The 11,895-nt window shown below is 58.7% G+C and carries 9 protein-coding genes and 4 pseudogenes; 8 read left to right on the top strand and 5 right to left on the bottom strand.

The genetic code is table 11. The features are described 5' to 3' along the window. Positions 1-123 precede the first annotated feature (123 nt). The 3 genes from AB3X96_RS41025 to AB3X96_RS41015 form a co-directional block, all read right to left on the bottom strand. Positions 124-303, bottom strand: a complete 180-nt coding sequence (locus AB3X96_RS41025; protein WP_368594221.1) for a hypothetical protein — start codon at positions 301-303, stop codon at positions 124-126. Positions 304-821: 518 nt separating this feature from the next. Next, complete coding sequence (locus AB3X96_RS41020) at positions 822-992, bottom strand: hypothetical protein (protein ID WP_368594220.1); 171 nt, start codon at positions 990-992, stop codon at positions 822-824. A gap of 186 nt (positions 993-1,178) precedes the next feature. Beyond that, entirely contained in the window at positions 1,179-1,514 is a 336-nt protein-coding gene (locus tag AB3X96_RS41015; RefSeq protein WP_368594219.1) for an FkbM family methyltransferase, read from the bottom strand. A gap of 478 nt (positions 1,515-1,992) precedes the next feature. On the opposite strand from AB3X96_RS41015, the pseudogene AB3X96_RS41010 reads away from it, so the two are divergent. Next, positions 1,993-2,455 (top strand): annotated as a pseudogene (locus AB3X96_RS41010) (IS6 family transposase); the annotation flags it as partial. A gap of 368 nt (positions 2,456-2,823) precedes the next feature. Beyond that, positions 2,824-3,475 (top strand): annotated as a pseudogene (locus AB3X96_RS41005) (transposase); the annotation flags it as partial. A gap of 315 nt (positions 3,476-3,790) precedes the next feature. Here the strand turns inward: AB3X96_RS41005 and AB3X96_RS41000 are convergent. After that, a pseudogene (locus AB3X96_RS41000) lies at positions 3,791-4,632 on the bottom strand (IS5 family transposase). A 1,142-nt stretch (positions 4,633-5,774) separates the two neighbouring features. Here AB3X96_RS41000 and AB3X96_RS40995 point away from each other — a divergent pair. Genes AB3X96_RS40995 through AB3X96_RS40980 form a run of 4 tightly spaced genes read left to right on the top strand, consistent with a single transcriptional unit; the run spans position 5,775 to position 10,179 of the window. After that, positions 5,775-7,604, top strand: coding sequence for an alpha/beta fold hydrolase (locus tag AB3X96_RS40995; RefSeq protein ID WP_368594218.1), 1,830 nt, complete (start codon positions 5,775-5,777; stop codon positions 7,602-7,604). 52 nt (positions 7,605-7,656) lie between these two features. Beyond that, positions 7,657-7,908 (top strand): acyl carrier protein, encoded by a 252-nt coding sequence (locus AB3X96_RS40990; protein ID WP_368594217.1) that lies wholly within the window; start codon positions 7,657-7,659, stop codon positions 7,906-7,908. Further along, positions 7,905-9,095, top strand: coding sequence for an acyl-CoA dehydrogenase family protein (locus AB3X96_RS40985; RefSeq protein ID WP_368594216.1), 1,191 nt, complete (start codon positions 7,905-7,907; stop codon positions 9,093-9,095). Before AB3X96_RS40990 ends, AB3X96_RS40985 begins: the two co-directional genes overlap by 4 nt. A gap of 1 nt (position 9,096) precedes the next feature. Next, a complete protein-coding gene (locus AB3X96_RS40980) occupies positions 9,097-10,179 on the top strand; it encodes an amino acid--[acyl-carrier-protein] ligase (RefSeq protein ID WP_368594215.1) in 1,083 nt (360 codons plus the stop codon). A 79-nt stretch (positions 10,180-10,258) separates the two neighbouring features. Here the strand turns inward: AB3X96_RS40980 and AB3X96_RS40975 are convergent, their stop codons facing one another. Then, positions 10,259-10,747, bottom strand: coding sequence for an alginate lyase family protein (locus AB3X96_RS40975; protein WP_368594214.1), 489 nt, complete (start codon positions 10,745-10,747; stop codon positions 10,259-10,261). Between the two features lie 107 nt (positions 10,748-10,854). Here AB3X96_RS40975 and AB3X96_RS40970 point away from each other — a divergent pair, with 107 nt between their 5' ends. Then, complete coding sequence (locus AB3X96_RS40970; RefSeq protein ID WP_368594213.1) at positions 10,855-11,010, top strand: hypothetical protein; 156 nt, start codon at positions 10,855-10,857, stop codon at positions 11,008-11,010. A 250-nt stretch (positions 11,011-11,260) separates the two neighbouring features. Then, a pseudogene (locus tag AB3X96_RS40965) lies at positions 11,261-11,630 on the top strand (hypothetical protein); the annotation flags it as partial. Between the last annotated feature and the right edge of the window lie 265 nt (positions 11,631-11,895).

The following is an 11,895-nucleotide window of genomic DNA, read 5'->3' as shown; positions in this document are numbered from 1 at the left end:
AAACAAACTCTCGGTGAACGTGTCGGCGCCGCCCATGATCTCCAGTGGGCAAGTGGTGGTTCATCTATCAACGCTTCACGAACTCTGCGCGATGACGTGTTTCAGCGGTACTTCAGCAACCTGCTAGTCGGCGGCGCGCGAGATCGCGTCATCCCCGACGACGCCCACGTCAAGCTCTTGCTTTTGATGCGTTAAAAAACCTGCGGGCAAATCATCCAGCCGCTTCAGCGGATGACAAAAAAGCGCCCCTTCAACCGTCTTGTGTCCGGTGCTGTTGAACACCTTGATGGCGTCCTTGACCATTTCATCGACGGCCGCCAGGAAGGTGGGGGGTGTCCGACGGACAACGTCCCTCGCCCCGTGCCGAGCCGAGCGTGTCTAGTTCCTGCCAGCGCGCTCCGGCCGGACGCATTGAAATCCGGGCGCACGGCATGTCCCAGGCCGTGCAGGCGCAACGCGATGACCGACGGGCGCCGAGCTCGCCGTCACGCACCAATCAGGGTACTGCGGCACACGCCAAGGAATCGGCTGCCGGGCACCAGGAAGCACGGGAATTCACGCAGGATGACGTGAACGCAGTGTTGACGGGGACACACCGGAGCGCGGGCAGGCTCGGTGCTAAAAACCTCCCTCAGAGAGAGAAATAAGCGAGCCAAAACCGCCCTCACCACCTACCCCAGCCTAACAAAACCAACCTCACCCCCGACATTTGGTAAATGGCCCGCACCCCGACATTCGGATCTCGCTTTGACAATTCTCCACTTTGGAATATGCCGGGCCCCGAACTGCGGAAGTCGTCCATCACATCAAAGCTGTGCAAATCACTGATTACTGCCACCGCGCCTCCAGCGGTCGATGATGCGGCCCACGCCCAACAGGTACTTCGTCACATACTTCGTGATCGCATACTCGACGTAGCCGAGCGGACACCTCCTCCGGTTGAGGAACAGATGATCTTCGTGCCCGTGCGATTCCTTCGAGAAATTGATCAACCGGAATCGCTGCGATTCAAGCCGCTGCTCAAACCGGACGACCCCTCTTCTCCACAGGCCGCAAAAATCATGGAATTCGATCGCGATCTGGCCAATGTTAGGGAGAAACGCGTCCGGCAGTCAATCAAGCAGCGGCACCTCGGCGCCTTGGATGTCGACCTTCACCAAATCGATTTGCGGGATTCCCTACTGCTGCGTGAACACGTCGAGCCGCACAGCGGCCACCTGGATCTCGTGATTGTTCTCGCTGGTGCGAACGAACGATGATGCCTCCCGATTCGCCGCCACGAAGAAGCTCATCGTCCCTGCGCGATCGGCAATCGCGAGATTGGAAGGCTTCACGCGCGCCATGCCGCCGAGCCGCGCAAAACGGTCGGGATTCGGCTCGACCTCGTAACAGATGCATTCGCATTTCTCCGACATCAGCCGGGAAAACGTACCGCTGTTCGCGCCTAGATCGATAACAGTGCTGTCTCGCTGCAAAAACCGCTTGAAAAAGGTATGCCCGCTGATACGATCCATTGTGTTCTCCTATAGTTCACTAGAAATCGTCGCACTGGAACCAGAAGGAATCTGCCGGCGCAGGCGCGACACGTAGAGCAGTCTGAAACGGTCGGCCGCAATAAAATACTTGAACGACAGGACCGAGAACGCCATCGCGGCATCAAGTCGCGAACTGGAAGGGTGCCCGGCCGCGCCTCTGGGGCGTTCAAGTCGTCGACAAGGTCTCTCTGGTTGTTTTCCGGGAACGTGCATAAGCGGATAGCAGCGTTATAAGCGGTGCTCGCGGAGCAACGCTAAAGAACGGCAGGGATCCACGCAACCGATTTGGCAATGCCCAAAAATCCGCTCATCGTGCCTCACGAAGCGTCATGCATGTGTCCTCCTGAAACACGATGCCCTGCAGCCGGCAGAAGGGCTCGACGAAGGCTCTTTTCTCTGCGAGGGGCAGTGACGAGAGACATGTGCAGTAGCGCACGAGGATCGCCGCTTTTGGTGACGCTGGGTGCCGCTCTTTGAGAAGGCGCTTCGTCAGCACAAGCGACCGGTGGGCAGGAGCTGGAGGATGGACGAACCTCTGTCAAGGTCAAAGGACAATGGAAATATCTGTATCGCGCCGTCGACAAGCAAAACAACACAGTTGATTTTCTTCTGCGCGCTCGTCGTGACAAAGCTGCGGCGCGCCGTTACTTTCAGAAGGCCATTGACCGGAACGGCGAGCCCCGAGACGTTCACCGTAGATAAGAACGGCGCGAAGCTGGCCGCACTTGAAGCCATCAATGCAGAACGGAAAACCCCCATCAGAAGCCGGAAGAACAAACACCGGAACAACGTCGTGGAGCAGGACCATCGACCGATCGAACGTATCATCAGATCGATGATGTTGCTTCAAGGATTTTCGGTGTGCACGCATAATTCTCTCTGGTATCGAGGTGATGCATATGATTCGCAAGGGGAAATGAAAAACGACGGCGATGACCGAACGGCAGCCGCTCCTTCCATTCGCTGATACTGTAAGCAATCCAATATTTGTTGGAACATGCTCGGCTGTCTTCCTTATCGCGACAGAACCCCGCAAGGCCTTGGCACTCGATTCGCCCCAGCTTCGAATTGTCTCGTGACTAGAGGGTGTTAGATCCTATGCAGCAGGAAGGCCGGCGAGCTGATCCGTAAAATCAGCTTGTCAACGCTTGCTCAAAGGAGAGCATCATGCAATAGGTCTCCACACCGTGCGCCGAGGAAATTGTACTGGCGGTGTCGCTTGAGCTCGCAATGGCGAAGTGGAAAGTTTCGCTGCATGATGGCCGCCGCGATCGGCCAGCCGTGCATGAAGGAAGTCCTGCAACACCGGGATCGCATGCGCAAGCTACTGGTCACGCTCGGTTGCTGGGGTGAAGTCGACAGCCGGAAGTTCGCCGCACGTCTGGCACGCGGTGACGTACGGTGCCACGACGGTACGCCACTGCCACTGCCACTGGAACTGCAGCAACGGCTGCTGCGCGAATGCGAACGACTGGCGCTCGTCGAGCAGCAACTGGCGACACTGGAGAAGGAGCGGCTCGAGAGTCTCCCCGAGTCCGCGCGCGAGCGAATCGATCGCCTCACACGCCTGAGCGGCATTGGGGGCCGTTGGTGGCTCGCGGCTGGCACTGGAGCTGTTCTGGCGGCAGTTTAGCAACCGTCGCCAGGTCGGCGCTTGCGTGGGCCTCGCGCCGCAGCCGTACGCCAGTGGTGAGAGCCAGGCCGACCAGGGCATCAGCAAGCAACGCAATCGGCGAGTGCGGGCACTACTGATCGAGATGGCATGGTCGTGGATCCGTTACCAGCCAGACAGCGTCCTGACGCATTGGTTCTCGCAGCGAACAGCAGGCACGGGTCCCAATCGTCGCGCGCGACGGATAGCAATCGTCGCGGTCGCACGACGTCTCGCGATTGCACTATGGCGGTACTTAAAGGACGGCGTAGTTCCCGAAGGAGCATGATTGAAGCACCGTAGATCAGTAGCGCGAACGATAAATCTGTAACGCGGGAGCAAGCGAATACAGTCCGAAGTGAACATGCCCGTAAAAGTGTCGGGGTGCTCCACGCAACCGACTCGTTAGATGGGGCATGTTCCCGATGTTGAATACGGCGTAACGCGCATGCAGGATGAGGCTGGTATCAAGCCAGCGGATAGAAGGTGGTGAGACGTCAAGTCTCACGAGCGCAAGAACCGGCTTCAGACCATCGCGGCTGACTGGCAATACAAACCGTTCGTTCTGTGATGCAGCGGAAGGACTTACACATCAGTGGAGAGGTTAGCTCGATAAGGGCTTGACAAACGACTGCTCATAGAAGGCACTTTTGCTAAGGGTTGCAAAGTGAACGAGCATAAGCACGGAGAACACGACGAAGTGCAAGCCAGCCAGAGTTTCGGGCAATCGCTCGTAGTCTCGTGCGAGTCGGCGGAAGCGGTTGAGCCAGCCGAAGCTGCGCTCAACCACCCAGCGGCGCGGCAACAGCACGAAGCCTTTTTTCGCCTCGGGCAACTTGATGACCTGAAGTTCAATCCCCTCGTCAAGCGCCGCCTGTGCGGGCTCTTCGCCGGTATATCCCTGATCCGCGAACGCCACCTTGACCGTCTGGCCCGTGGCCTGCTGAACCTGACGCGCCAGTTCTCCAACCTGCGCGCGCTCCTGCTCGTTGGCCGGCGTCACATGCACCGCGAGCAGTTGTCCCAACGTGTCCACCGCCATATGTACCTTGCTGCCTTTCTTGCGTTTGTATCCGTCGTAGCCTGCGCGTGCGCCGCTTTCGCACGTCGACTGCAGCGTACGGCCATCGAGGATGACCGCGCTGGGTTGACCACGGCGGTCCTGGGCGACCCGGATGATCGAACGCAAATCGCTCACCATGGCCTCGAAGCAGCCCGCCTGAATCCAGCGTTGCGTCTGCTGGTAGATCAACTCCCATGGCGGAAATCATTGGGCAACAAACGCCACGGGGCACCGGCACGTACGATCCAGCGCAGCGCGTTGAACATCTCGCGCAGTTCGTAGCGGCGCTGCGGTGCGTCCTTGTTCATCAGGGTCAGGTACGGAGCGGCGAAGTACCACTCTTCATCCGATACATCCGTTGGGTAAGGCCTGCGATTTTTCATTCCGCCAGGATACCAGGTCCGACATAAAGTGCCTAACACCCTCTAACGACAACGCCGCGTTCGAACAACCGCTCGTCGATGTCACGCAGCCTCAACTGAAACCGATAGCATCAGCGCACGGCACAACTGATACCGATCATGGGAAAGCGATGGCCGTGATAAAAACGATCTGGAACTTTGCATCGCGGGATGCCCCCTGGCCCCGTCAGCAACGTGACATTGCTGAAGCTAGTGTCGGAAAGCCGATTTGGCAAAACCATCATTGCGCATATTTCTCGCATGCATCCGTTACGTGGATCAGTGTTATCCAAACAATCGATTTTGTAGTCGACACGGAAATGCCGCATAGTGCGTCCCGCAATGCACAGTACAGCCACCCACTATCCATTCCATGAACGCAAATTTGCATGAACCGCCTGAACGCAACTGGCGCTGTCCGCTCAAATATCGCTTTCGGAGTGCCCTTTACCATCGGGGCCGTGATCCGCTTGATGACAATGGGCACGCTAACCCGCATCATCCAACCTGAAGGACCGTTTACACCGCCCATCCGCCCAAATCGATCGTTGTGAGCATTTCCGATGCATTTCTTTGAGATTCTCCGCGAAACTTCCTGAGATCAACGCTTGGTAATCGCGTACAGAGAGTGACAATTGGTAGCGACACCTGTTTTTTACTGTGGTTCCGGCGACCCGATTTTTCTTCCGGGACTATTCGAAAACATTTTCAGATACGACATTTTATTTTTTTATTTTTCGCGAATTATTGCGCACCGAATATTATTTAGCTTACCTACCGACTCTGATCTATCTTGCCGTCGAGCGGAGCATGTGTCATACGCCGGTGGCCGTTCGCGGTCGCGCCTGAGCTCCATCCTGTGCGGTGGGTGGATTTTTCCATCCCGTCTTGGGGGATAACACCGAAGCGCCTTGAGCGCCTGAGAGGTTTGGCACACGAAGAGTTGGGCGCTAAGTTCGTTGTTTCGACGCGCAGGCCTTGCGCAGTATCGGGCTCTATCAATGCCCACGATTCGTTGCGATCGGTGCGTGCGTCTTCTCGGTTTCCGTTTTTCGGAAAGCCGAGTTAATACCACACTCCGAAATTAAACATCCCAGACATGGGTTTTTTTGAACTGGCCTCTTATGCAAGCTGTCGTCTTCAGTGACTGTGCTGGGTGGCTGCATCCCGCACCAGGACAGCACGGTGTCGTGTTGTGCAATGCTTTCGGCTACGACGAACTATGCACGCATCGTGCATGGTTGCAATTGGCCGAACGACTGGCTGTGCAGCAAATGCCCACGCTGCGTTTCGATTATCCGGGAACCGGCAATTCGCTACATGTTGAGGAGGATCCGGACCGAGTCGACGCATGGATCGGCAGCATCGCCGATGCGCTAGCATACCTGCGCACTGTATCCGGCGTACAACGCGTCTCGCTATGCGGGTTCAGGCTCGGTGCGATGCTCGCCGCGCTTGCCGCCGAGCGGTTGTCGGGCATTGATGGACTCGTGCTGCTCGCCCCGGTGCTGTCCGGGAAAAAATATCTGCGTGAACTGCATGCGCATCATCACCGCTGGCTCAACGCGCGCGCCCATATGAGCATGTGCACGGCGCCAGAGAGCATGCGCACGGTCGGCGCGTTAGGCTTCGGGCTTCATGGCGACGACATCGACAGGATCGGGGGGATCGATCTGCGCAACGACACGACAGCACCCGCGCGACGCGTGCTCTTGCTTGAGGCGAACGACCGCAACAGCGGGAACGCATTGAGCGCGCGATATGAAGCATATGGCGCGGCCGTCGAGCGTGCGCCGTTCGATGAACTTGATCACTTTCTCGTCGAGGCACGCTTCAGCAAGCTTCCGGCTCGTGCGTTCGCGACAGTATCGGCATGGCTCGCAGGCGACGTCGACGGAAATGGCAATATCGACGCTTCGCCCGCTTCTCTGCGCACACTGAATCAGTCCGCGTCCCGCGCCATACCGGTCGCGCCCACATTGGCCGGACCCAATTTCATGGAGCAGCCGGTTTCTGTCGGCGCATGCTTCGGCGTGTACTGCCGCCCGCGCGACGCACTCGAGAATGCCCCTGCGGTGTTGTTCCCAAACACGGCCGCAAACCACAACATCGGCGACGGCCGCTGCTTCGTGCTATTCGCCCGCCGTCTCGCCGCGATAGGCATCGCGTCGCTGCGAATGGATCTGGCCGGTCTCGGCGACAGCGCCCCCGAAGAATACACAATTACAGCCGAGTCGCTCCATTCGCAAGAGGCATGCGGCGATGTCATCGCCGGCGCGAACTGGCTGCTCGAACAGGGATACACGGCAGTCGTTACATTCGGTATCTGTAGCGGTGCTTTCGTTGGTCTGCATGCGTGCGCGGCACACCCGCAAATCGTCGGCGCGTTCGGCGTGAATCTTCAGCAGTTCGTGTGGCAAAACGAGGAGCGGGTGCGAAACAGCAGCGCTATCGCGTCGAACCGGACGCTGCGGCGAGCCGCGCTTAGCAAAGACAAATGGAAGCGCGTATGGAGCGACAAGGCATCGCTCGCTGGCATGGTACGTGGACTCGTGGCGCGGGCGACACGCCGTTTGGAGCGTCGCGTCGCCGATTTGATGGACGCGACCATCGGTTGGTCGTTCTCTCCGAACAATGCTCGCCGACTCCTCGAACTTCTCCACGAAAAAGGTGCCGAAGTGCGGTTGTTATACGGTGAGTTCGATCACGGTATCGACGAATTAAAGCTGCAGTTCGGCGCGAATCTACGTGGCCTGAGGCGATTTCCGCACGTACGGGTCGCGATGTTGCCAATAGTCGATCACTCGCTGTTTATGCGCGCCGCGCGCGAGGCCGCCATGAGCGATGCGCAGCGGTGGTTGCTGGAACGGTTCTGCAGCCGGCCAGATGCCTCATCGGAGGCGCCCTACCCGCCGCAAGTGAAGATGCCGCCCACGCCGACTGTCGAGCCGTAGCCCGTTCCATGCGCTTCGCCCGCCTCTTTTCTTCGCATAATAAGGTATCCAAATGAAAGAAATTCTGCGTCGCATTATTTGCGAATCGGTTCACTTGCGCGGATCGCCTGACACGCTTAACGATGAAACCGACTTGTACGCCGCCGGACTCGAATCCATAGCGACCGTCCATCTGATGCTGGCTATCGAGGAAACCTTTGAAGTCGCGATTCCGGATAAGATGCTCGGCCGACAGTTTTTCTCGAGTATCAATTCGATGGCCGATGCGATCTTACGACTCCAGAAACAAAAGGTGACGTCATGAGCGCGCAGCTTGCGCACGAGGCGGCACTGCGGGTCGCTCGGGTAGCCGCCAAGCATGCGTACGCAGTCGATCGCGATGCGCGCTTCCCGGCCGAAGCTATCGACGCACTGCGAAAAGAGCATCTCCTGGCCGCATTGGTCCCGGCCAGTTTCGGCGGCGCCGGTCTAACGCTGACCGACGTCGCGTCGCTCTGCGAAGTCATCGCGCAAGGCTGCGCGTCCACTGCGATGATCTACGCAATGCATTTGACCCAAGCGGCGTGCGTGATCTCGCATTGCTCCGGACGGCCTTGGCAGCTGGCTTTCGTCGAGCGGATGGTCCGTGAGCAGATGCTGCTCGGATCTGCGACCTCCGAGGCAACTACCAGCGGAAGTCTGCGCGCCAGCATGTGCGCAGTACAGCATGACGGCCAGCGGTTCCGCATCGAGAAGGACGCGCCCACTATCTCGTATGGCGCTTACGCTGACGCCATTCTTATTACTGCGCGCCGTGCGGATGACGCGTCGCCCTCCGATCAGGTGCTAATTGTGGCGTTGCGCACCCAGCTCGCACTAGAACCGCAAGGCAACTGGGACGCGCTTGGTATGCGAGGTACCTGTAGCTCGGGATTTCGTCTCGTGGCGAACGTGGATGATGCGCAGATTCTGATCCCGCCGTTCAGCGACATCGCCAACCGTACAATGCAGCCGGTGTCGCATGCGCTGTGGGCTGCCGTATGGACCGGCATCGCGGCGGATGCGCTGCGGCGCGCAAACGCGTACTGTCGCGCTCAAGCGCGCGCGTTGCCGGATGGCATGTTGCTTGCCAGAGTACGGCTTGTTCGTGCGACCGAGCAGTTGCAGACGATGAAAGCACGCTTGAGTACGGCACTTGCCGCAGCGCAGACTGTGCCTGCGGCCGAGTACGGCAAATGCGCAACAGAATTGCCGCTGACCGTTCAACTCCGCTTCATGGCGGATATGAATAGCCTGAAAACCAGCATCTCGTCGGCCGCACTGAAGGTCGCGCACGAGGCGATGATGATCTGCGGGATCAGCGGGTACCTGAATGGCGGCCGCTATAGCATCGGCCGGCATCTGCGCGACCTTTACTCTGCCCCCCTAATGATTAACAACGACCGGATTGACCAGAACACGGCCAGTCTGCTACTTGCGCAGCGCCCGTCACTATTAATAGAAGAGGCATGAAATGAGCGTACGTGTCACATCTTCCCTCCCTAACTATGCACACGGTGATGCCCCCATATCCGATGCGCAACGGCCGTTGCGCGACCGGTTGATCGCAGCCGGCCTGCTCGTCGACACCGGCGAAAACGGCCTGTATGGGCACAACCATATCTACGAAGGCATCGTCGAACGCCTGACCTCCCTGATATCGTACATGGCTGCGGACCAGCATCCGGAAGTTCTGCGCTTCCCGCCAGCGGTGCCGCGCAAGGACTTCGAGGACAGCGAATACCTGAACAACTTTCCGCACCTCGCCGGCACGATTCACGCGTTCTGCGGCGACGAGCGCGACCACCGGCGCCTGCTGCGGGCGCTCGACGACGTGGTGTCCGATCCCGGCGACGAGCGAAGCGACGCCTGGCTGGCCCAGCAAAAGCCAACGCGCGCTGTGCTCACACCCGCTGCGTGCTATCCGGTCTACCCGGTCATCGCGCGACGCGGCCCGCTACCAGAAAATGGGCTCACAATTGACGTGCTGTCGTACTGCTTCCGTCACGAGCCTTCCCTGGATCCGACGCGCATGCAAATGTTCAGAATGCGCGAGTACGTGCGGATTGGCTCGCCAGAAGATGTTCAGGCTTTTCGTGCGACATGGATCGAACGCGGCCATGCACTTACAGGAATGTTACGCCTGCCCGCTGAACTCGACGTCGCGAACGACCCATTTTTCGGCCGCGGCGGCAAGATCGTCGCGGACAGTCAGCGCGCGCAGCAGTTGAAATTCGAACTGCTGATCCCGGTAACGGATCCACACCGCAAAACCGCCTGCCTATCGTTCAACTATCACATGGACCACTTCGGTCGGATATGGAAACTGCGTTGCGCGAATGGCGCCGTCGCGCACTCGGCCTGCATCGCATTCGGAATGGAGCGGCTCGCGCTTGCGCTGCTGCATCATCACGGGTGCCACGTCGAAGCATGGCCCGACGACGTGCGTGAACTACTTTGGGGCAATAGTCGCGAGCGCATTGCCGCTGAACTAGAGTGCTGGCGACAGCCTGCTGACGCACCCGAAAATGATGTCAATAACGACGAAAAACAATAAATTTATTGATGGTGCAGAGGCGCTCATTCGTAAGCGTTGCTCGAGCACCGTCTATACCGATGGCGCCAAAGTGGACACACTAGGCCCCCACCAAATGATGAACTGAACCCCGAAGGTTGGACATCAACCCGAGGGGTTTATGGGAAATGTTGATCGGGTAGAAGATATTGGACATCATCGACTGGAACGCCGTGAGGTCCGCTGCGGCGAGGCCTGTGCAACTACGCATGATCTCGCCGACGATCGCGAACTCGTAGCCATAGATGCCGGCGGCCAGATCGACGTTGGTGTCGCCGGCGAGACTCTGCAGCGTCGAGGACCACGCGTTCATGATCTGCACCGCCTTGTCGGCGTATGCCGTGTCGCCAGTGACTTTCCAGTACAGCGCGCAAGCGTAGGCGGCGGCGATGTCGCCATACAGCTGCGGATAGTTCTGCGGTCCGGTGCCGCCACGATTGATCTGCGCGGCCGGCCGGGGCGACCAGGACAGTCGCGTGTGGCCGTTGGCGGTCAGCACCTGAAAGCCGGCGTACCAGGGCTGCGCCTGCGCGGCGACCTTCTGCGCCATGCGGTCGAAGTCGGTCTGCGTGTGCAGGAGCCCCGGATGCACGAACGCGCCGCTCGTCGCAACGGCGGCCTCGCCGGTTTGCCGCTCGTGCGAGCACGAGGCTGGCCGTGTTGATGCTCGCCGCCCTCGCAACGGCCGAGCGGCTCACGGCCGCTTCGCCGACGCTGCCGCCCCCGCCGCATGCGCTCAGCGCCAACGCGTCGAGGCTGTGCCAAAAGGTGCGGCGCGACACTGCCAAGGTGAAACTTTCTGTTTTGGTTTGATCCATATCGCGATTCCGTTCATGTAGCCGAGACCCCGTTCCGTCATCATGTCGCTCAGATCACCTCCGCGCTATTTGCACCAGAGCCCACCAAATCCGGTCCGGTTCAAAACCTCAAAAACTGGGCGGTATTAGAGAATCACGCGGACATCAAAAAAACATTTTATATCAATGTGATGGGCGATCGGTGGCATGATGGTCCCAATCCATAGGGTCTGCAGTCTTGATCTTGCTTGTGTGCGCACATTGGGTTTTCGGGATTAGATAAGGGTATGGCGCGTTTGGCTGGCAAGAGTACGATTCTCCGGTTCCGTCACCTCCTCGCAACACACGGCTTGCCCGCGTAGATGCTCACGCTGGTCAATGAGATCCTGAGCGACCAAGACTTGATGCTGAAGGCAGGGTCGGCGGTCGATGCGATCTTGATTTCGGCACCCAGTTCGACAAAGAACGGCTCTGATACACGGGGCCCGGAGACGCACCAGACGAAGAAGGAACCAGCAGCAGTTTGGATAGACGAAGGCCCGGTATCGAGGGTTGATGAAGAGCACCGCGCAGATCACGACACTGTTTGCACTGGCCAACCGTTGGATGGCGCGCAAGGCTTTACTCGAAACGTGAAAAGCCCATCGGTCTCGGCAAACGAAGGTCGTCATGTTTCGAAAGCCGGGCAACCACCCTGCCAACAAACTCTTACGACTGATATGCCGCAAGTGACAAAAGATCAGCGCTCTGAAAACTAGTTGGAAGGACCTTCCCTAGCAGGATGCGGAAATACCCCCGCCCGGAATCGGCCTTCCACGATTTGAGCGCCCACCGTCGCTAAATCTTTCGCATTGTGCAATTTCAACGCGCATCAACCTTTTTAAAGCACTGTGAGGCCGGC

Source organism: Paraburkholderia sp. BR13439 (assembly GCF_040948805.1).
Classification (GTDB): domain Bacteria; phylum Pseudomonadota; class Gammaproteobacteria; order Burkholderiales; family Burkholderiaceae; genus Paraburkholderia; species Paraburkholderia youngii.
The sequence above is the reverse complement of the archived record's forward strand: the minus strand, read 5'-3'. Positions and strand labels throughout refer to the sequence as shown.